The organism is Polynucleobacter sp. Tro8-14-1 (genome assembly GCF_018881655.1).
Lineage (GTDB): Bacteria > Pseudomonadota > Gammaproteobacteria > Burkholderiales > Burkholderiaceae > Polynucleobacter.
The window spans coordinates 220825-242869 of the sequence record NZ_JACVPX010000003.1 but is presented as its reverse complement, the minus strand read 5'-3'; the positions used below and the strand labels follow the sequence as shown (position 1 = coordinate 242869).

18 protein-coding genes are annotated in these 22045 nt (G+C 46.5%); 14 read left to right on the top strand and 4 right to left on the bottom strand.

Annotated features, from left to right (window positions below; translation table 11 throughout):
- The first annotated feature begins 1 nt into the window (after position 1).
- The 8 genes from ICN34_RS05035 to ICN34_RS05000 all read left to right on the top strand — a co-directional run bounded on the left by ICN34_RS05035 (position 2) and on the right by ICN34_RS05000 (position 12887).
- Positions 2-4588, top strand: coding sequence for an ESPR-type extended signal peptide-containing protein (locus ICN34_RS05035; RefSeq protein ID WP_216121154.1), 4587 nt, complete (start codon positions 2-4; stop codon positions 4586-4588).
- Positions 4589-5103: 515 nt separating this feature from the next.
- A complete protein-coding gene (locus ICN34_RS05030) occupies positions 5104-6276 on the top strand; it encodes an ABC transporter permease (protein ID WP_216121152.1) in 1173 nt (390 codons plus the stop codon).
- The gene (locus ICN34_RS05025; RefSeq protein WP_216121150.1) at positions 6276-7052 is read left to right on the top strand and encodes an ABC transporter ATP-binding protein; all 777 of its coding nucleotides are present in this window, start codon (positions 6276-6278) and stop codon (positions 7050-7052) included. Before ICN34_RS05030 ends, ICN34_RS05025 begins: the two co-directional genes overlap by 1 nt.
- Positions 7049-7975 (top strand): MlaD family protein, encoded by a 927-nt coding sequence (locus ICN34_RS05020; protein ID WP_216121148.1) that lies wholly within the window; start codon positions 7049-7051, stop codon positions 7973-7975. Before ICN34_RS05025 ends, ICN34_RS05020 begins: the two co-directional genes overlap by 4 nt.
- The gene (locus tag ICN34_RS05015) at positions 7972-8598 is read left to right on the top strand and encodes a membrane integrity-associated transporter subunit PqiC (protein ID WP_072582507.1); all 627 of its coding nucleotides are present in this window, start codon (positions 7972-7974) and stop codon (positions 8596-8598) included. The genes ICN34_RS05020 and ICN34_RS05015 overlap by 4 nt, the downstream gene beginning before the upstream one ends.
- 4 nt (positions 8599-8602) lie before the next feature.
- On the top strand, positions 8603-9589 hold the full coding sequence (locus tag ICN34_RS05010; RefSeq protein WP_216121146.1) for a tripartite tricarboxylate transporter substrate binding protein BugE: 987 nt from the start codon (positions 8603-8605) through the stop codon (positions 9587-9589).
- Between the two features lie 29 nt (positions 9590-9618).
- Entirely contained in the window at positions 9619-10404 is a 786-nt protein-coding gene (locus ICN34_RS05005) for an SDR family oxidoreductase (RefSeq protein WP_216121144.1), read from the top strand.
- The gene (locus tag ICN34_RS05000) at positions 10401-12887 is read left to right on the top strand and encodes an ABC transporter permease (RefSeq protein ID WP_216121142.1); all 2487 of its coding nucleotides are present in this window, start codon (positions 10401-10403) and stop codon (positions 12885-12887) included. The genes ICN34_RS05005 and ICN34_RS05000 overlap by 4 nt, the downstream gene beginning before the upstream one ends.
- A 23-nt stretch (positions 12888-12910) precedes the next feature.
- Here ICN34_RS05000 and ICN34_RS04995 read toward each other — a convergent pair whose 3' ends face one another.
- Genes ICN34_RS04995 through ICN34_RS04980 form a run of 4 tightly spaced genes read right to left on the bottom strand, consistent with a single transcriptional unit; the run spans position 12911 to position 15109 of the window.
- A complete protein-coding gene (locus tag ICN34_RS04995; RefSeq protein ID WP_216121141.1) occupies positions 12911-13447 on the bottom strand; it encodes an RDD family protein in 537 nt (178 codons plus the stop codon).
- 8 nt (positions 13448-13455) lie between these two features.
- The gene (locus tag ICN34_RS04990) at positions 13456-14064 is read right to left on the bottom strand and encodes a DUF3106 domain-containing protein (protein WP_255538578.1); all 609 of its coding nucleotides are present in this window, start codon (positions 14062-14064) and stop codon (positions 13456-13458) included.
- Positions 14065-14084: 20 nt separating this feature from the next.
- Entirely contained in the window at positions 14085-14543 is a 459-nt protein-coding gene (locus tag ICN34_RS04985; protein WP_072582502.1) for a DUF3619 family protein, read from the bottom strand.
- Positions 14540-15109 (bottom strand): RNA polymerase sigma factor, encoded by a 570-nt coding sequence (locus ICN34_RS04980; protein ID WP_216121139.1) that lies wholly within the window; start codon positions 15107-15109, stop codon positions 14540-14542. The genes ICN34_RS04985 and ICN34_RS04980 overlap by 4 nt, the downstream gene beginning before the upstream one ends.
- A 193-nt stretch (positions 15110-15302) precedes the next feature.
- Between ICN34_RS04980 and ICN34_RS04975 the strand changes: the two genes are divergently transcribed.
- The 6 genes from ICN34_RS04975 to ICN34_RS04950 all read left to right on the top strand — a co-directional run bounded on the left by ICN34_RS04975 (position 15303) and on the right by ICN34_RS04950 (position 22021).
- Positions 15303-17090, top strand: coding sequence for an acetolactate synthase 3 catalytic subunit (locus tag ICN34_RS04975; protein ID WP_216121137.1), 1788 nt, complete (start codon positions 15303-15305; stop codon positions 17088-17090).
- Positions 17090-17581 (top strand): acetolactate synthase small subunit, encoded by a 492-nt coding sequence (ilvN, locus tag ICN34_RS04970; protein ID WP_011902903.1) that lies wholly within the window; start codon positions 17090-17092, stop codon positions 17579-17581. The genes ICN34_RS04975 and ilvN overlap by 1 nt, the downstream gene beginning before the upstream one ends.
- A gap of 52 nt (positions 17582-17633) precedes the next feature.
- Entirely contained in the window at positions 17634-18650 is a 1017-nt protein-coding gene (gene ilvC / locus ICN34_RS04965) for a ketol-acid reductoisomerase (protein ID WP_046329933.1), read from the top strand.
- Between the two features lie 53 nt (positions 18651-18703).
- Positions 18704-19351, top strand: coding sequence for a phosphatidylserine decarboxylase (locus ICN34_RS04960; protein WP_216121135.1), 648 nt, complete (start codon positions 18704-18706; stop codon positions 19349-19351).
- A 28-nt stretch (positions 19352-19379) separates the two neighbouring features.
- Complete coding sequence (pssA, locus tag ICN34_RS04955; protein ID WP_216121133.1) at positions 19380-20243, top strand: CDP-diacylglycerol--serine O-phosphatidyltransferase; 864 nt, start codon at positions 19380-19382, stop codon at positions 20241-20243.
- 230 nt (positions 20244-20473) lie between these two features.
- Positions 20474-22021: a 2-isopropylmalate synthase gene (locus ICN34_RS04950; protein WP_216121131.1), complete on the top strand. Its 1548-nt coding sequence runs from the start codon at positions 20474-20476 to the stop codon at positions 22019-22021.
- The last annotated feature ends 24 nt before the right edge of the window (positions 22022-22045 follow it).

Below are 22045 nucleotides of genomic sequence, written 5' to 3'. Positions count from 1 at the left end.
CATGAATAAAACGTATCGCCTAATATTTAATAAATCACTTGGAGTGATGCAAGTTGTCTCAGAGTTAGCTAGATCAAGAGGTAAAAAAGCAGCTGGCAGATCATTTTCTTCCAAAAAGAAGAGTGTTGCAGTTTCAATTCCATTCTCAATTAGGGCTATTCCCTTAGCCCTAGCAATTGGTTTTGCATTTATCTCGCCTCCAGTCATGTCCCAGGCCGCAAATGGAACAGCGGCAATTGGTGTCAACCCAGGCGTGGGTGGACCTGGGGTTATGGGCGCGGGTAGTGGTGGCAACGCGGGATACTACAACGGTTTTGCTGGCGGTGGCGGTGGTGCAGGTGGTAGCTTGGGTAATGGCTCTGGGGGTGCTGGCGGAGCCGGCAATGGTCGAAATAGTGCTGGAGGGGCTGGTGGTTCTGCGGGTGTTGGTGGACCAAATAGTCTGGGTGCCAATGGTGGCATAGGCAGTTTTTCACCTTCGAGCTCAGCTCAAGGCGGTGGAGGCGGCGGCGGTGCTGGTTTTGTTGGAAGTGTTATTTCAGGAAATATTACAGGAGGTAGCGGGGGTTCCGCCTCCGCACCTGACGCGGCTGGTGCAACTCAAGTTGGAGCAGGGGGTGGAGGTGGCGTTGGGCTCTTAATTATTGGAACCCCAACCTTAATCAATGCCTACAACATCGTTGGAGGAGCGGGAGGTAATGGTGGGATTACAAGGGGAGGACTCTCTGGAGCCGGCGGTGTTGGTGTAGATGGGAGCGGTTTTACTCTAACAAATAGCGGAAGCATTACTGGTGGCGCCGGTGGCGCAGGTGTAGCTGGTGCTGCCGGAGTTTATGGCAGCAATTTCACATTAATTAATAGTCAGAGTGGGGTCATAACCGGGGGCGCTGGTAGTTCTGGAGCTCAGCTGGGGCCAATACGTGGTGCAGACGCAATTGGGGGTAATGGTTTTTCACTATTAAATAGCGGAAGCATTACTGGTGGGCTTGGTGCTAGTTATGGAGTTGGTGGGTCCGGTGTATCAGGCACTAATTTCACATTGACAAACTATGGAACGGGAAATATCAACGGTACTTTTGGGGGCGCAGGCGTAAATGGAAATAACTTTACATTAACCAATAGTGGAAATATTACCGGGGGTGCTTCCAACTCGTATCCTGGCGCAGGTATTTACGGAAGCAGCTTTACAGTTACCAATAGCGGAAACGTGTTCGGTGGCGCTGCTCAAAATAATGCCACCGGTGGCGCTGGTATTTTTGGCTCGAGCTTTACGGTGGTAAATAATTTAGGCGGAGATATTGCTGGCGGCGTTGGTGCTAGCGGTTCCTTGGGCGGTTCCCAGGGTGGCGCGGGCATTAGCGGGGCAACAATTACGGTAAGCAATAACTTAGGCGGCACCATTGCTGGTGGTGCAGGCGGTCTTGGAGCGAGTGGTTACAGCGGCGGTGACGGCGGGTTTGGATTATCAGTTACTGGCGGCACATTAAACAATATTTCCAATCATGGAAGCATTAATGGTGGTGCAGGTGGCCCTGGCTATGCTGGTTCTGGATCTAATGGTGGGGCTGGCGGCACGGCGATAAGTGGTGCTGTATTTAATCTAGATAATGCCGTTGGAGGGGTTATCACAGGTGGTGCGGGAGGCTATAGCCAAAGCAGAATAGCGGGCGTAGGCGGCATTGGCGTATCCATTCTTTCAGGCAGCAGCGCATCAGCTATTAGCAATTCTGGCTCAATTGTTGGCGGTACAGGCGGAACATCTTTTGGCTGGCTAGGCGGTAATGGTGGGATTGGTTTGAGTGGCTCCAATTTCTCATTAACAAATTATTCTGGCGGATCTATTTTAGGAGGCTCTGGTGCCATTTCCTTGGGTGGAAGTGGCAGCGGTAATGGCGGTGTAGCCCTTAGTGGTAGCAGTTTTACGTTGATAAATTCCGGGGGTATCACCGGTGGGGGTGGCGGAAATGGTAGAAGCAATGTGCTTGGATTTCCTTTTCTCCAACAAATAACAACTGCTGGCTATGGTGCGGCTAGCATATCTATTTCTGGAGCGGGTGCAATCATCTCCAATGCTGGCTCGATTACTGGTGGTGCAGGTGGTGCTGGATACCAAGATCCTTCTGTAAATAGCTGGGGTGCAGCCGGCGGTGTTGGTATTGGTATTTCTGGATCGGGAACCACATCCATAGCCAATAGTGGCTTAATTACTGGCGGCGCTGGTGGTGCTGGATACACTACATCTGGTGGAGGAGGAGTTGGCGGAACTGCGGGCGCTGGTGTATCTGTTGCAGGATCAGGAAGTACGACCATAAACAACAATAGCGGAGGCTCCATTACTGGTGGCGCTGGTGGGGGTGGTTATTTTCCAGGGGGTAGCGGAGCTGGTGTAGCTATAACTGGAAATGGGGCAACAACAATTGTCAACAGCGGCAGCATTACTGGTGGCGCTGGTTACTCGGGTGGCGCTGGCATCAACATTGGATCTGGTGCGGGTGGGTCGATCAATATTATTAATCAAGGGATTATTTCCTCTGGCATGTCATCACGCGCTAGCCAAGCTGCAAATATTGTTAATAATTCATCTTCACTCACATCCTTTACGCTCTCAAATGCACAGTCAGACCTCACTTTCTCAGGTAACCTCCCTAAAAACTACAACATTATTCTTGGGACTAACGCCAATACTTACGGCAAGTTAGCTGCTTCCTCCGTAACTAATTGGGATGGCGGTACTGGTACAACTAACTTTGGAATTTATAGTGGACTGGTTAAGTCAACAAGCTATTTGGATGTCATTTCCGGTGTAAGCGCAAGCTTGTTCACGCCATCGAGCCTCACGGGCAACTATGGCGGATATCAATATAATTTAGTTCTAGAAGCAGGAACTGCTGGGACTACCAATATGTGGGATTTGCTATTCCCCGCATATGTTGCCTCTAGTAACATCGTTACTAATTCTGGAAATTATTTGAGCGATGTAGGCAATACATTAAATCCCGTCTTTGCAGGCGGAACTTTAACTTTGCTCAATGGCGATAACTCCAACCAAGCTTTTGCAGTCAATTCTAGTGGCGGCACAATTACCTCACCATCTGGCGGCTCAGCCACTTTATCTGGTGTGTTCTCGGGCCCTGGTGCAATGACTTTCAACGGTACTGGCACTACGTATATGAATGGTGTTAATACTTATACTGGTGGCACCACAGTAGCAGGCGGCACTTTAAGTGTTGGCTCTTCAGAAGCAAACAATACAGCACGTTTGGCTGGTGATGTCACTGTACAGGCGGCGGGCACTTTAGCCGGTCATGGCGGAATTGGTGGCAATGTCACCAATAACGGCAGAGTAGCTCCTGGTGGCTCTATTGGAACCTTGAGCGTTGCTGGCAATTATGTGCAAACAGCGGGTGGTACTTTATCCACCTCTATTACACCAACAGCGAATAGTGTTTTAGCGGTTGCAGGAACAGCAAGTCTTGCTGGTGGTTTTGTGATTGATGCCAGTAGCGGCACTTATACCAAGAGGACCTACACGGTTCTGACTTCATCTGGATTGACTGGCAAGTTCTCTGGTCTCACTGGCAATCTGGTCAGCTATAGTCCTTTGAACTCAGCGCTATCGTATGACCTTAATAATGCCTACCTCACCTTGAGTGCCGGTACAGTCGATACGCAACAATCCTTAGTCAATACCGCTGCTGTTTTGCAAGGCATCTACACACTACAAAACTCCGTATTAGCTAATAGCTTTGCTTATGACTGCAATGTCTTTGGTGCTAATGATGTGTGCGTTTCTGTTGGTGGACGCACTACCGCTGTGCAAGCAGAAGGAATTAACAATACGAGCGGTTTATTAATTGCGGCGTATCGCCCCCATGCTAATTACCGAATTGGTGCGTACGCAGATCAAAACCTTTCAACCAATAGCCCTGGTGGCACAGTCAAATTAGGGAATAACACCCCATTGATCGGCCTCTTTGGTGCTTGGAGTGAGCGCTTGGATGGTACCGGTACAGAGGTGAAGGTCTCTGCTGCTTATGGGCAAAAGAATGCAACTGTGACCCGTTCAGTAGTGGGAACTTCAGATCCTGGCGCTGGCTCGTCTAATTTGATAAGCCAAGGTGCTCAGATACAAGCCAAGTATGGTTTTGCAGTCCTGCCAGAGGTAATTGTTAGCCCGTATGTTGGCATGCGTTATACCCAAAACAACATGGGCGGCTACACCGAAGGTGCATCTTCAACGGTGACTGCCCCGCTGACTTACTCAGCCCTTAATACCAATGCCACTACCGCATTAGCGGGACTAGGTGCTTCATACCGTTTTATTCCTAGGGCAACGGTATACGCTAGTGCTGGTGTCGAGACTGACACCAATACTGCTAATGGTACTTACTCTGCTACTGGAGTAACTGGATTAACTCCAATCAACTTTAATGCTAATCCCGTTAAAACCAGACCTACCGCTACTATTGGTGCTTATTACGATGTAGAGAAGAACCAACGTGTAGGTATCAATGGCATTTATCGTCAAGAGCTATTCCAAGCGGTATCGACAACTACTGTGATGGCGACTTATACGATTGGCTTATAAGGAAGTTCATTTAGACTTAAACAAGAACCTGCTGCGGCAGGTTTTTTGTTGCCCCGAACGGCAGTTGTGGGTCGGACTCTGCCGATTAGACTTGGATAGGGTGATGGCCTGCTTTGGATTTAAAAGCCGCCCGATGTATTCTTTGCGCGTCCAACATTGAGTGTGAGTCTGAAGGAAAGGGCTAACTCTTACTGCCAATTTAAATGCACTAAAGAAAAGGGAATGCTTGCATAAAAAAGTGCTCTAAATCTGCATAATAGAACTAGTAGCAAACCAATAGAAACAAGGGGTTACGAGCCCCTGAGCGCCAATTCTATTATGCAAATTACTACTTGTAAGTCATTGATTCATATAGATAAAGTGTCACTCAAGAACATTGGCTACGAACCAAGGGGTCGTGGGTTCAATTCCTGCCAGCCGCACCAACCTACATAAGGGCCTAGTTGAAAAACTGGGCCCTTTTCTCTTTTTAGGCTTTTCTCGGCGCTTTCACAGAGATACCTTATAGTCTGCATATGAGCACTTCTGACACCATTTCTGCCGTTTCTGACTCCCCAGTGGCGGTTTGGTTGCAGATAGATGCCAACAATGCCAAAGTGCTTCTGAGTGGCAATGTGAACGTCTATTCCTTGGGTGGTGTTTGGACTCAAATCCGCAATGCTCAAGATATATGGCTAAAGCAGGGTGATGGTAAGAGTAAGTCACTGACATTTGATGCATCCAAAGTGACATTCTTGGATGGTGCAGGCATTGCATTTCTGATTGGAGTTGAAGAAGCGCAAACAACAGCTGGTGCAAAGTTCAATGTCGTTGGTTTGGATACCCGCTATGAGCCGTTATTGGGTGAGTTCAATCCGATCAGTAATTTATTTCCTCTGCCCGTTGTAAAACCCAAAAGAAGTTTTGTGGTCAGCACTGGAATGGCAACGCAAAATTTAATTGATGATGCCGCTGGATTAATTTCATTTACTGGACATCTTGCGGCTGATTTAGCTTGGTCTATTCGTTATCCCAAGCAAGTGCGCTGGGGTGATTTTGTAAATGCTGCAGTGCAGGCGGGTATTGCAGCATTGCCCATCGTTGGGTTGGTGGCGTTTTTGATTGGCGTCATTCTTTCTTTCCAGGCCGCCATCGGCATGCAGCAGTTTGGCGCAGTATCCTTTGTTGGTCCATTGGCGGCCTTGGGTATTGTGCGAGAAATGGGCCCATTAATTACCGCCATCTTGTTAGCGGGACGTTCCTCAGCCGCTTTTGCCGCTGAGATTGGCACGATGACAGTAAATAGTGAGGTAGATGCACTTGTTTCTGGTGGCCTAAGCCCCATTCGTTTTTTAGTCGTGCCACGCGTTTTGGCGGGTATTTTGGTTGCGCCTATTTTGACTTTGTTTGCCGATATAGTCAGTATTTTTTCCTCAATGTTGACGATGTTGATCTACGGTATTCCTTTTGTGAACTTCTACAACGGCATGCTCTCTGCTGTAGATATCGAAGACATTGGATCAGGTTTAATTAAAGCAACGCTTTTTGGCGTTGTTGTTTCAGCTGTTGGCTGTCTGCGTGGCATGCAAACCGGAAATGGTGCGGCTGCAGTTGGTATTTCAGCTACAAGAGCGGTTGTCAGTAGCATTGTTTTGATTGTGTTGGTCGATGGTATTTTTGCCTTCATTTCCTATAAGACAGGTTTCTGATGGACACGCCAAATAAATCACAATGCGCAATTGATGTTCAAAACCTCACTGTAGGTTATGGCTCTAACGTCCTGATGCAAAATCTGAATTTCAAAGTGAATTATGGAGAAATTTTTGTAATTTTGGGTGGTTCAGGTTGTGGCAAATCCAGTTTATTAAAAAACTTGTTCGGCCTCTATCAGCCCCTGTCTGGCGATGTTCTGATTGAAGGACAAAACATCACTACCGCAGTTGGAGCAGAGCGCCAGAAGATCATGACAAGCTTTGGCGTCATGTATCAACAAGGCGCCTTATTTGGTTCCATGAATTTGCTCGATAACGTGACTTTGTTTATGCAGGAATACACACAGCTAACACAAGCGCAAATGGATTTACTGGCGCGCTGTAAGCTAGATTTAGTCGGTCTGTTGCCTTATGAGTCTTATATGCCCAGTGAAATTAGTGGAGGCATGCAAAAGAGGGCGGCGATCGCTCGCGCCATGGCACTGGACCCCAAAATATTATTCTTAGATGAGCCATCTGCCGGCTTGGATCCTATTACGTCTGCCGATCTCGATAGCACGATTCAGGATTTATCAAAAAACCTAGGCATTACCTTTGTCATCGTATCCCATGAGCTTGCTAGCATTTATGCCATTGCTGACAAAGTGATCATGCTAGACAAAGGTGCTAAGGGAATCATCGCTGAGGGAGATCCAAAAGTATTGCGCGATACCAGTAAAGATCCACGGGTGCATCAATTCTTCAATCGTATTATGAGTAAGGACGCAGCATGAGTAATAACTCAAATCCCAATTATTTTCGCTTAGGCGCTTTTGTGCTCGCCGCAATTGGTGTACTGATTGCTGTGATCCTCATTTTCGGCGGAGGCAAATTCTTCCAAAAATCATTTATGGTCGAAACCTATATCAAGCAGTCTGTAACAGGCTTGGATGCAGGGGCGGCTGTACGGTTTCGCGGAGTCAAGATTGGTCAGGTCACATCGATTGGCTTATCTGGTGATATCTACGAAAGAGATTTACCTTTTCATGATCGCCGTCAGTATGTTGTCGTCAGAATGCAAATTTTTGGTGACAAAGTAAATGAAAATCAAATTAGCGAGTTTGTAAAAAATAATTTGCGAGCTCGCATCAAATCTATGGGTATTACGGGGGTAAATTACGTTGAGTTTGATTTTATTGCTCATGCATCCGATACTCCCGCCCTCCCTTTTTCTTGGAAGCCCGAGTATCCAGTAATCCCATCTATGCCAAACCAAGCGGATGAAATTATTTCGGGCATTCAGAATCTGATTGGTGCCTTGAATAATATGAATATTGATGGCACACAGAAAAAATTGGATGCCTTGCTAGGTAATCTTAATGTGCTGATGGCAGGAGATGGCAAAGGTAATGAAGGCGTTATTGAATCCGTTAAGCAGTTAAACGTCATCATGGCTCGCATTAATAAGGCAACCGATAAAGAAGAGCTAGGTGTTCTGATGCGTGAATTAGTGGCGGCCACCTCTTCTTTGCGCCAAACTATTACGAGTGTGCAGGGTGACACTGTTTTGACGATAGAAAATATTAAGCAGGCAAGCGAGAACTTGAACGAATTTAGCCGTATTGCCAGCCAATCGCCATCAAGCCTAATCTGGAGTGATCCGCCAAAGAAAATTACACCCACTAGTAGCGCAGGTCAGTCTGGAGCTCAGAAATGATGAAGCGTATTTTATTTACCTTTGCCATCTTAGGGTTGGCCTCATGTACCTTTCCCACGAGGCCACCAGTAGGGCCGACTACCTGGATGGTGTCCCCAGATAGAACTGCGGCACCGCGTCAAGCTCGCACAGATATTTGGTTGAAGATGGGTTCTGTATCGGTTACGCCACCCTTTGATGGCAGATCTTTGGTCTACCGTACTGGCGATCAACGTTATGAAAAGGATTTTTATAACGTCTACACAACTATTCCTGCTGAAATGATTGGCAATGCTGAGCGCCAGTGGATGAATAAGGCGAATATTTTCTCCTCAACAGTAGGTCAAAGTAATAGCCTCTTTCCTTACTATTATTTACAGGCAACTGTAGAGGAGTTTTATGGTGATTATCGTAAGCAACCAGAGGCGGTAGTGAGCGTGGAGTTTTTCTTGAGCGCTACTAGTGCTGGCAAAGTTAATCCCTTGATTGGTGCAAACCGCTACACTAAGCGAGTAGCCCTTAAGGACAATACTCCTGAAGCGCTGGTATTGGGCCTGCAAGAAGCACTGGCTCAGATTTTCCAGGAGTACGAGGCGCAACTTTATAAATACGCCGGCAATTTACCAAAACCTTTAGGTCAGTAACTTTATGAAATCCACTTCAGTAAGTATTATTAAATTCGTTGGCGCAACATTACTGATTGCCGTAAGTTCACTTACTGCGGTCCAAGCAGAAACTTTCCCTAATAAGCCTATTCGCTTAATCGTTCCATTTGCACCCGGTGGAAGTACAGACATCATTGCACGAGCCGTTGGTGATGCTTTGGGTCGTCAGTTAGGTCAACCGGTGATTGTCGAGAATAAAGCGGGCGGTGGTGGTTCTATTGGCGCGTTGGAAGTGATGCGCTCACCAAAAGATGGTTACACCATTGGTATGGCTACCGTTTCCACCACAGCAGCCAATCCAGCGATTAATCCAAAGATTGGCTACGATCCTGTTACGGACTTCACGGCCATCAGCAATATTGCTGCGACACCAAATATCGTTGCAGTAAATCCATCATTCCCGGCAAAGGATTTCAAAACTTTTATGCAGGTTTTGAAGGCTAACCCTGGAAAATATTCTTATTCTAGCTCTGGCACTGGTGGTATTGGCCACCTTCAAACTGAACTTTTTAAGAGTTTGACTGGGGTATTTATTGTGCACATTCCTTATCGTGGAGCTGGTCCCGCATTGGCCGATACAGTGGGCGGTCAGGTTTCGATGATCTTTGACAACTTGCCATCCTCCTTACCTTTCATTAAAGACGGTAAGCTAGTGCCGATTGTGGTGGCTGCACCTAAGCGCTTGGCTCAATTACCGAATGTACCTACTTTTGCTGAAGTGGGTTTAGCGCCAGTTAATCGGATGGCTTATTACGGTCTATTGGGACCTGCAGGAATGCCAAAAGATATCGTAGATAAATATACGGCTGCTTTACAAAAAGTAGTGACCGATCCTGCGGTTAAGAAGCGTATTGAAGATACTGGCTCAATCATCAATGTGAACGGTTCTGAGGCGTTTACAAAAGAAATTAAAGCCGAGTACACCGTTTACAAAGAGGTAGTTGCCAAGCAGAAATTGCAGTTAGATTAAAAATATAAAAATCAGTTTTTGGAGACGAGATGGACTTAGGATTAAAAGGTAAGGTTGCATTGGTCATGGCGTCTAGCCGTGGCTTGGGTCAGGCAATGGCTGTGTCATTGGCTAAAGAGGGCGTAAAGGTAGCCGTTACCGGTAGAAATGCTGAGGGTTTGAGTGAATCCGTAAGATTGATAGAGGCGGCAGGCGGACAGGCTTTGGCACTGAATTGGGATCTATCCGATTCTTCTGTGATTGATAGCTTGGTATCAAAAGTGGAGCAGGAGCTTGGCCCCATCGATATTCTGATTAATAACACTGGTGGACCACCGCCAACACCAGCAGCCGGTCAAGATCCTGCGCTCTGGCAAAAGAGTTTTAACGATATGGTTTTATCGCTCATTGCCATTACAGATCGTGTATTGCCCGGCATGCGCGAGCGCAAGTGGGGCCGCATTATTACCAGCACCACTTCAGGCGCAATTGCGCCGATTAAAAATCTAGCCATTTCCAATACCTTACGCGCGGCATTGCTGGCGTGGTCTAAAACATTGGCTGCAGAAGTAGCTGCTGAAGGCATCACTGTTAACGTCATCATGCCCGGAAGAATTGCAACTGCTCGTCTGCGTCAGTTAGATGAAGCGCGCGCAAAGCGGGAAGGCACCAGCTATGAAGATGTTGTTAAAGCTAGCTTAAGACAAATTCCAATGGGTAGATATGGCGATCCCAAGGAGTATGGCGATGCCGCTGCATTTTTAGCCAGCCAAAATGCATCATTCATTACTGGTACCGTCATGCGTATTGATGGCGGGCAAATACAGGCAATTTGATTAAACCATTACTTCGTTTCTTGGGTGGTTTGAGACGTGATTTACGTTCAAGCGAGTTAGCTTGGCTATTCTTTGCCTTAACTCTTTCGGTAACAGCGTTATCTAGTGTCACTTTTTTAGCAGATCGAATGCAAAGGGCTTTTGCATTCGATGCCCGCCAACTCTTAGCTTCGGACTTGCTGATCGTTTCTGACCAGCCTTTACCCAATCTCTTTTTAGATGAGGCAAAGAGCAGGGGCCTACAGCTAGCTCAGACGATCGTGTTTCCGAGCATGGCAACTGTGGGCTCACATAGCAAACTCGCTTCACTTAAGGCGGTAAGCCCTCAATATCCTTTGCGTGGCGCTTTGCAGGTTCAATCCAAGGCCCAAGACAAGGCATTCAGTACTGGGCCCGCCCAAGGATCTGTTTGGGTTGATCCTGCAATGTTGGCGAGCTTGCATTCAAAGGAAGGTGATTCGATTCAGCTTGGTCAAAAAGTCTTTGTGATCGGTGGAATTTTAGAGCGCGAACTCGATCGTGGGGCAGGGTTCATGAACTTTGCCCCTCGAGTCATGATGTCAATCGCTGATCTCAGTGAGACCGGTCTCATCGGCCTTGGTAGCAGGGTGACCTATCGATTGTTATTGGCAGGTTCTGATAAGCAAATCCATTCTTATAGTGAATGGGCAAGTCAATATATTGAATCCGAGAGCATTAAGGGTGTTCGCATTGAAACTTTAGAGAATGCACAACCCTTGATGCGCAAAACACTTGAACGCGCAGATCGTTTTCTCTCCTTGATTGCTTTATTAACTGCGATGGTATCTGCGGTTGCTATTGCTTTATCGGCTCATCGCTATACCCGCAAACAGGCAAATACCTGTGCTGTTCTGAAATGCCTTGGAGCCAGCTCTACCATGATCCTTAGGCAACAAGGGCAGACTCTTTTAGCGCTTGGCTTCATAGCCGCATTGATGGGCTCTATTTTGGGTTACCTTGGCCAATATGTATTAACTCTTCTTTTGGGTAATCTAGTCTTAACAGAATTGCCCCCCGTCTCTTTTGGGCCAGTTCTTTGGAGTGTGCTGGTGGCCTGGTTTTTATTGTTTGGTTTTGCTGGCCCGGCAATGTTCAGTTTGGTAAAGGTATCCCCAATCAGATTGATTAGAAAAGAATTTGATGGCCTCGGCATCCCTACTATTTGGACTGCTCTATGTGGATTAACTGCGGCGGTGATATTGATCATGCTTGCGGCACGCGATTGGAAGCTAGCGTTATGGACATGCCTAAGTTTTGGGCTTGCTATTCTGATTTTTGCCTCTGTATCTTGGGGTATCTTAAAGTTTCTTTGCAGGATACGCACCCAAGGTTTTTCTCTAGGATTTGTTATTCTTGCTCAAGGCAGAAGAACAGGTCTTGCAGTGGTGCAAATTACAGCGCTCGGTATTGCTTTGATGGCGCTCTTATTGGTACTGCTCTTGCGAGCTGATTTCTTAAGCGCCTGGCAAGGCAATATACCGAGTGATGCGCCTAATCGCTTCATGATTAATGTTCAAGGCGATCAGAAGCGGGGGCTTACAGAGTCTCTTCAGAATGCAGGCGTTTCGGCTCCGCAGTTTTATCCAATGGTACGTGGCCGCTTGATTGAGGTGAATGGCAAAGACATCACGCCTAACGACTATGTAGAAGAAAATGCAAAGCGCTTAATCGATCGAGAGTTCAATTTATCGTATACAGATCAATTGCCATCAGGTAATCAAATCCTAACGGGTAAGTGGATTGAGGGCGATGCGCCGCAGATTTCCATGGAAACTGGCATCGCTAAAACCTTGAAACTGAAATTGGGCGATCAGTTAACCTTTGAGGTTGCCGGAGAAAAAATTGTTGCCCCAATTACTTCCTTGCGAAAGCTTGACTGGGGTTCAATGCGCGTGAACTTTTTCGTGATCATGCCGCCTGCCCAGTTGCAATCATTGCCGCAATCTTGGATTACCTCTTACTACCAATCGCCCAAACAAGAATCTTTGGATTTTGATCTAAGCCAGGCCTATCCTAATTTAACTATTGTGGATGTTTCAGCCTCGCTGCAACAAATACAGGAAATATTGAATAAGCTTTCCTCAGTATTGGGTTTGCTATTGGCATTTACGATTGCAGCAGCGTTCTTGGTTTTAATGTCAGCGATCGCAGCTACTCAAGATGAGCGTTACAAAAATGCAGCCCTATTAAAGGCTTTGGGAGCCTCTCGAAATACCTTAGCTCAGATTGCGAATATTGAATTAGTCATGATTGGCTTGATAGCAGGGTTGCTAGCAGGCGTAGCCTCTGGTGCTGCAGCTTGGGCTTTAGGCTATTTCGTGATGGAGATTCCATTTAATGCCTTTGGAGAGGCCTTATTCATGGGTGTCGCATTTGGAATTAGCGCTTGCCTTGCTTCTGGATATCGCTTTCAGAGAAGAATTCAGAAGGCTACTGCAGTGGAATGTTTACGAGAAGCTTGAGTTAGAAAATCAAGACGCAGCTCTTAATTCAAGGTAACGAGGTTTTTGGGGAGCTCAACCAATCGTGTGCCAGCGAAGCGGTCTGGAAGGCTTTGTCGATATAGAAAACTCTGACGATCTAAATAGATGCTGAGTGGCCAAATTAACAAGGCTACAGTGAATAGCATTTCAATAATTTGCCATCTCTCCAAATGAAATGCCCATTGCAATAGCATGCAAGGAATAAGCCAGAGCGAACCATAGACATAACGCCAAAAGGCTTGTTGTTTAGTGAGATTGAAACCGCCGCGCCCAACAAGGCGAACCCGCCATGTTTGCATGGCGAGAGTTTGACCAGATTTAGTCCAGTACCAAACAAAATAAATCCCCAGTACAGCATAGAGATATAAAAATGTTAGCCAGCTGGGTAATGAGATGCCAAATAGCATACCTAAGCCCAGATTAGGGACTAGAAAAGTAAAGGCAATGACGCCAAGCAATACAAGCTGTTCATAGAGGCAGCAAGACACTCGTCGCCAAAATTGAGGTGAGGGTAAGGCGTCTAATTCAGCAGGTGTCATGCGACCGCTTAATAAGGGGAGCCGGCTTCTGCATTAGAACCGGCACCATCTGCTGGCGCAGGTGCGCTCGGAGCAATGACGGCGGCGGGGAGAGCAGCCTTAGGTGAAATAGGATGTTGCTGAAGTGTTGGGGCATTGGCGGCAGTAGGCTTTTTCTTGAGCTCAGATTCAGCCAACTTTTTCTTTTGCTCATCACTCAGTTTTTGGTAGGCATACCATGCCTCCGCTTTTTTCTCTGCAGGGAATTTGAGGCTGGTGAGGTAGTTTTCCCGAGCAATGCGACGATCCTTCTGCGAAAGATTGGACCAGCTTGTCATGCGAGACTGAAGGCGCTCTTGATCTTGTGCGCTCATCTTAGGGTAAATGTTAGCTACCTGAATCCATTTTTTGCGACTATCAGGCAGCATGTAATCCCAGTCGCTTTCTAGCGGTGCAAGAATTTTCTGTTGCGCTGGCTTTAAACCATCCCAAGTGCCATCAGGTTTCTTTTCAGGAATGGCCGTAGCCTTTCCATGTGGAGCGCTAGGCGCTCCTTGTGCTAGTGCTGGACTCACCTGGGCGGCGCAGAAAAATGCCAACAGGGCAGCGCAAAAAACTTGACCTGTTCTAGTTCTCATAGACATCAAACGAGGCAAGATTATTTGCTGCGTAATAAGTCGGATTGGCTATCAGATTCGGAGAGAGGGCCGTTTTTGAGGAAGGCCATAAATCCACTGTCTGCATATGCATCAGGAGGCACATCATCAGACAAAAGAGCGGCATCCACTTCGGCGATGTCATTAATACGAGAATCATCTTGCCATTGGGCAATGCCAATCAGGCCAAATACAAGGACTACTAGCGGAGCAATCCAGCCAACGCTATCCCAAAGGCCATTAGATCCAGAGGTCAAATTACGCGACGAACCAGCTAATACTTGCTTCTGAATGCGGATTTTTTCAGGTTTTCTAACAGAAAGGGCCTTCATACGTGCTGCATATAGGCGATCTTTCAGATGCTTGGGAATGCTCTGAGTACCTTGACGAAGCAGGGCAGCGCTAGCCTGGCCAAATTGGTCGACTTGGGTCTGGGTAAATTGGTCATCAAAGTGTTTCACAGCGTAATTCCTTTTAATTTCAATGCTTTAGCTAATGTCTGGGTGGCTCTAGAACAGTGCGTTTTGACGCTTCCTTCGCTACAACTCATTACTTTGGCCGTCTCAGTAATGCTTAGCTCATCCCAATAACGCATCAGGAAGGCTTCTCGTTGACGTACAGGCAATTTAGATATTTCTGACTCAAGGGCCTGTAAAAGCTGACTTTTTTCAAGCTTTTGAGCCCCATCTTGGTGAATTTCACTGTCATCAGGGGCTGAAAGGGACTCCAAAGGGTCAAAATCATCGCTTTCATCGGTCTTTTTGCCCATGTTGGAAAACAAGGTGACCCAGGTATTTCTAACCTTTTGCCTTCTAAACCAATCATGAATGCGATTTTGCAGAATTCTGGTGAATACCAGGGGAAGTTCTCCTGCTGGTCTATCACCGTATTTCTCGGCTAATTTGATCATGGCATCTTGCACGATATCCATCGCAGCATCGTCATCACGCACGGCGTAGACCGCCTGCTTAAAAGCACGCTGCTCAACACTACTGAGAAAGTCGGATAGTTCTTGGGCTGATGCCATGCAATGGATTAGACCTGAATCTGTAAGAATTGAGTCATTTTAGGGGATTGCTATAGAATATAGGGCTTACTACCTAGAATCTCATTCAAGAAGTGGTTTTTTCCGGTAGCAGCGCCGTTCGAACTCAGGCCAAAAGCAAGAGATAGAACAGACCAAACAATTTTTTGCCGAAAATTGCAAAGGACGAAAGAAAATGAATACAAGCAGCGCCGAATTTTTAGCTACTAAAGCTAACAAAGACACAACAAATACAAATCTCGTAGAAGCGCCTCCAGAAATGATTGGTGCTGAAATGCTCGTGCATGCCCTGCACAAAGAGGGTGTTGAATTTGTCTGGGGTTACCCAGGCGGATCCGTTCTCTTTATCTATGATGAAATTTTTAAACAAGATAAGTTCGAACATATTTTGGTTCGCCATGAGCAAGCAGCAGTTCATGCTGCCGATGGTTATGCGCGTGCAACTGGTAAGGTTGGCGTTGCACTAGTTACCTCTGGTCCTGGTGTTACCAATGCGGTGACCGGAATAGCAACCGCCTATACGGATTCGATCCCAATGGTGATCATCAGCGGTAACGTGCCAACGTACGCGATTGGTGAAGATGCTTTCCAAGAGGCTGATACCGTTGGTATTACTCGCCCAGTAGTGAAGCACAACTTCCTTGTGAAAGATGTTAAAGATCTTCCATTGGTTCTGAAGAAGGCTTTCCACATTGCACAGACAGGTCGCCCTGGTCCTGTATTGATTGATATTCCGAAGGACGTATCTGCAGCTAAAGGGCCATTCGTCTATCCAGAGACTCTGGAAATGCGCTCCTACAACCCTGTTGTAAAGGGTCACAGCGGTCAGATTCGTAAAGCGGTGGCGTTACTGCATGAGGCAGAGCGTCCATACATCTATACCGGTGGTGGCGTAATCCTTTCTGATGCTGCTCCAGAGCTCAAAGAGTTTGCCGACTTACTCGGTTATCCAGTTACCAATACCTTGATGGGCTTGGGTGGTTTCCCTGGCACAAGTCCTCAGTTCTTGGGTATGCTCGGCATGCACGGCACTTATGAAGCCAATATGGCGATGCAACACAGTGATGTGTTGATTGCCATTGGCGCTCGTTTTGATGACCGCGTGATCGGTAATACACAACACTTTGCAAGTCATCCGCGCAAGATTATTCATATTGATATTGATCCTTCCGTTATCTCGAAGCGTGTCAAAGTGGATGTTCCTATTGTTGGCAATCTCAAAGAAGTATTGGTAGAGATGACTGCGCAATTGAAAGCTGCTGGCCCACGCAAGAATGGTGACAAAGTTGCTGCTTGGTGGGATCAGATTAATGAGTGGCGTAAAAAAGATTGTTTAAAGTACGACGAAGCCTCACAAATTGTGAAGCCGCAGTATGTGGTTCAAAAGCTGTGGGAGCTCACTGGTGGTGATGCATTTATTACCTCAGACGTAGGTCAACATCAAATGTGGGCAGCACAGTTCTATAAGTTTGATCAGCCGCGTCGTTGGATTAACTCAGGTGGTCTGGGTACCATGGGCGTAGGATTGCCTTATGCCATGGGTATCAAGAAAGCATTTCCGGATAAGGATGTATTCGCCATCACTGGTGAAGGCTCTATTCAGATGTGTATTCAAGAGCTCTCTACCTGCAAGCAATACAACACTCCTGTCAAGATCGTATCCTTGAACAACCGTTACTTAGGTATGGTTCGCCAGTGGCAAGAGCTCACCTATAACAAACGTTATTCCAGCTCATACATGGATTCTTTGCCTGACTTTGTGAAGTTGGCAGAGGCCTATGGTCACGTTGGTATGCGTATCGAGAAAAAATCTGATGTTGAGGGCGCGCTTAAAGAGGCAATTCGCTTAAAAGATCGTACGGTGTTTATGGATTTCCAGACTGACCCAGAAGAAAACGTTTGGCCTATGGTTCAAGCAGGCAAGGGTATTACTGAAATGCTTTTGGGTAGCGAGGATCTCTAATGCGACATATTATTTCTGTACTCATTGAGAACGAGCCGGGTGCCTTATCGCGTGTAGTGGGTTTATTTTCTGCGCGCGGTTACAACATTGACACTTTGAGTGTTGCGCCTACTGAAGACCCATCTTTATCTCGCATGACGATCGTCACATTTGGTTCTGATGACGTCATTGAGCAAATTACTAAGCACTTAAACCGTTTGGTTGAAGTGGTGAAGGTATTTGATTTAAGTGAAGGTCCACATATTGAGCGTGAGCTCATGATGATTAAAGTGCGCGCTGTTGGTAAAGAGCGCGAGGAGCTCAAACGTACTACCGATATCTTCCGCGGTCGCATCATTGATGTGACTGACAAGAGTTACACCATTGAGTTAACGGGTGATGGTGCCAAGTTGGATGCCTTTATTGATTCGATTGATCGCGCTTCGATTCTCGAAACTGTCCGTTCGGGCGGTTCTGGAATTGGTCGCGGTGAACGCATCCTCAAGGTTTAATTTTTTTTAACTGATTACTGCATTAATTACATTTTCAATACAAGGAAAGAGCATGAAAGTTTTTTACGATAAAGACGCTGATTTGTCCCTCATTAAGGGCAAGAAAGTCACCATCATTGGTTATGGTTCACAGGGTCACGCACACGCATTGAATCTGAAGGATTCCGGCTGTAACGTTACTGTTGGTTTGCGTAAAGATGGCGCTTCCTGGAGTAAGGCTGCGAATGCTGGCTTGACAGTAAAAGAAGTTGGTGAAGCGGTTAAAGACGCAGACGTAGTCATGATGCTCTTGCCCGATGAGCAAATTGCTGATGTTTACAGCAAAGAAGTTCACGGCAACATCAAGCAGGGAGCTGCATTGGCGTTTGCTCATGGATTTAACGTTCACTACGGTCAAGTGCAGCCACGTGCTGACTTAGATGTGATCATGATTGCCCCTAAGGCTCCTGGTCATACAGTTCGCGGCACATACGCTCAAGGTGGCGGTGTTCCTCATTTGATCGCTGTTTATCAAGATAAGTCTGGCTCCGCTCGTGATGTTGCTTTGTCATACGCAACTGCAAACGGCGGCGGTCGTGCTGGCATCATTGAGACTAACTTCCGCGAAGAAACTGAAACTGACTTGTTCGGTGAGCAGGCTGTTCTTTGTGGCGGTGCGGTTGAATTGATCAAAGCCGGTTTTGAAACTTTGGTTGAGGCTGGTTATGCTCCTGAAATGGCTTACTTCGAGTGCTTGCATGAGCTCAAGTTGATTGTTGACTTGATCTACGAAGGTGGTATTGCCAATATGAACTATTCCATCTCTAACAATGCTGAGTACGGTGAGTACGTTACTGGCCCACGTGTTGTGACTGAAGACACTAAGAATGCAATGCGTCAGTGCTTGAAAGATATTCAGACCGGTGAGTACGCTAAGAGCTTTATCTTGGAAAACAAAGCAGGTGCGCCTACTTTGATTTCACGTCGTCGTTTGAACGCAGAACATGACATCGAAGTTGTTGGTGCTAAATTGCGCGCCATGATGCCTTGGATTGCTAAGAATAAGTTGGTTGACCAGACTAAGAACTAAGCTAAAAGCTAAGCATCTACTAATAGCAGTTCAATAAAAGGCTCAGAACAAAGATGATGTATCCGCACCCCATTATTGCGAAAGAAGGTTGGCCGTATTTAGCGTTAGTGGGGGCATTGACTTTGCTAGTTCACTATTTAGGTGGGATAGCTTGGTCATGGCTTCTTTGGATCATTTTTTTCTTTGTTCTGCAGTTCTTTCGTGACCCACAGCGTATTCCTGCTTTAGGTCGCGATCTTGTTTTATCTCCGGCGGATGGACGGATTGTTGTCGTTGAAAAAACTAATGATCCGTATGCTGGTCGTGAAGCGCTCAAAATCAGCGTATTCATGAACGTATTTAACGTGCACTCTAATCGTAGCGCGGTAAATGGCTTGGTGAAAGAGATTCAATACTTCCCCGGTAAATTTGTGAATGCAGATTTGGATAAAGCATCTACCGAGAACGAGCGAAATGCCGTTGTTATCGATGCCAATGGTCAAGTAGTTACTTTGGTCCAGGTTGCTGGCTTAATTGCCCGCCGTATTCTTTGCTACATTCATGTTGGCGATCGCCTCAAAGCAGGTGAGCGCTACGGATTTATTCGCTTTGGTTCACGAGTAGACATTTATTTGCCACTGACTGCAGAGCCGCTAGTGAGCGTTGGTGATAAAGTATTTGCAACAAATACAGCCTTGGCTCGTTTGCCTGGTTTGGATTGATTCGAAATATTATTCACTGGGATATTCTTTGACTACATTTCGCCGTCGTGGCCGTATTGACCGTAGCCGCCTCTCTCAGAAACGTCTTACTTCTTCACAAGATCAATGGGCTGAAGACTTAGGCGATGGTATTGATTACGAAGTAGAGGAGTTGCATCCTCAAAAGCCCCGCTTACGCAGCAAAGGCATCTATCTTCTTCCAAATGCTTTTACAACCGCAGCTTTGTTTTGTGGCTTTTATGCCATTGTGAACGCAATGAATCACCAGTTTGAGATTGCGGCAATTGCCATCTTCGCTTCAATGGTATTGGACGGCATGGATGGGCGTGTGGCCCGTATGACCAACACTCAAAGCGCTTTCGGTGAGCAGTACGATTCTCTTGCTGATATGGTCTCGTTTGGGGTTGCGCCTGCATTGGTCGCTTATGAATGGGCATTAAAAGATTTGGGTAAATGGGGGTGGTTAGCAGCATTCACATACTGTGCTGGTGCTGCCTTGCGTTTAGCCCGCTTTAATGTGAATACGGGCGTAGTGGATAAGAAGTTTTTTCAAGGACTGCCAAGTCCGGCTGCAGGTGCATTAATGGCCGGCTTTATTTGGTTGGCTGATGATAATAAGATTCCAGTTCGCGATACAGCAATCCCTTGGATTACCTTCTTTATCGCCGTCTATGCCGGACTGACTATGGTTTCTAATGCTCGCTTTTATAGTGGTAAGGCTCTGGATGTCCGTTACCGCGTGCCATTTGGTGTGATGGTTTTAATGATCTTGACCTTTGTCTTGATATCCTCAAACCCGCCATTAACGCTGTTTGGTTTATTCGTGATTTATTCCATCTCTGGCTATGTAATTTGGGCTTGGGAGCGTCTCAGCGGTAAACGTTTTGGCTAATTCCCTATTTTTGGGGTATATTAATTCCATGTTGATGAATTTCTCACCTTTATCTAGCCTCCTTCCGCTAGCACTAAGCCTAAAGCTTGGGGCGGGTAAGGCCTGAGTTAATGAGATAAACCAGATTCATTAACCACCACATACCAGCCCCAGCTAATTGCTGGGGTTTTTGTTTTATGAGATTGAGTTATCTGAAGAAGTTAAAAAGTGTTTAAAACCGGAGAGTAGTGATGAGCGACAAAGTAATCATATTTGATACCACCTTGCGTGATGGTGAGCAATCGCCGGGTGCATCCATGACTAAAGATGAAAAAGTACGCATTGCGCGTCAATTAGAGCGTCTTAAAGTAGATGTGATCGAGGCAGGCTTTGCCGCTAGCTCTGAGGGTGACTTCCAAGCTATATCAGCGGTTGCGGCCGCTGTTAAGGATTCTATTGTTTGTTCGTTGGCTAGAGCTAACGACAAGGACATCACACGAGCTGCCGATGCATTGCAAGCGGCAAATGCAAAACGTATACATGCATTCTTGGCAACAAGTCCATTGCATATGGCCGTTAAATTACGCATGTCTCCAGAAGAAGTTTTAGAACAGGCTAAACGCTCCATTCGTTTTGCACGTAACTTGGCCTCAGATATTGAGTTTTCAGCTGAAGATGGTTATCGCTCTGAAATGGATTTCTTGTGCAGAGTAGTTGAGGCGGTTATTAACGAAGGTGCATCTACTATCAATATTCCTGATACCGTAGGTTATGCCACTCCTGAGTTGTATGGAGAATTTATTAAGACTTTGCGAACCCGCGTGCCCAACTCCGATAAAGCGGTCTGGTCAGTGCATTGCCATAACGACTTGGGAATGGCAGTTGCCAATTCCTTGGCGGGTGTAAAGATTGGCGGAGCGCGTCAAATTGAGTGCACGATTAACGGCTTAGGCGAGCGTGCAGGTAATACCGCTTTAGAAGAAATTGTGATGGCTTTGCGCACACGTAAAGACTACTTTGATATGGTGTGCGGCATTGATGCAACACAAATTGTTCCAGCATCTAAATTGGTATCTCAGATCACCGGCTTTGTGGTCCAACCTAACAAGGCGGTCGTTGGTGCCAACGCCTTTGCGCATACTTCAGGCATTCATCAAGACGGTATTTTGAAGAACCGCGACACCTATGAAATCATGCGCGCAGAAGATGTGGGTTGGTCTGCTAATAAGATTGTTTTGGGTAAGTTATCTGGCCGGAATGCCTTTAAGCAGCGCTTGCAAGAATTGGGAATCACCGTTGAAGCCGAGGCTGAATTGAATGAAGCCTTCGCCAGATTTAAATCATTGGCTGACCAAAAGTCTGAGATATTTGATGAAGATATTATTGCAATCATGTCTGATTCTGCTGCTGCAGAAGAGGGTGAGCACTATAAATTTATTTCCTTAAGCCAGCACTCTGAAACTGGCGAGCGCCCGAAATCTCGCGTGACTTTTCGCATGGGTGATAAAGAGATGTGCTCTGAAGCAGAAGGTAATGGTCCAGTAGATGCGAGTTTGAATGCAATTGAAGAAATTGCGAAGAGTGGGGCAGAGCAGTTGCTCTATTCTGTCAATGCCATTACATCAGGTACGCAGTCTCAAGGTGAGGTGACAGTACGCTTGGCAAAAGGCGGTCGTATTGTGAATGGCGTAGGCACAGACCCAGACATCATTGCTGCTTCTGCAAAAGCCTATTTATCTGCTTTGAACAAATTGCATGATCCGAGTCAGGCCAAGCTCAATGCACAGATGACTCCTTAATCATTGAGTCATCTGCAAAGAGAT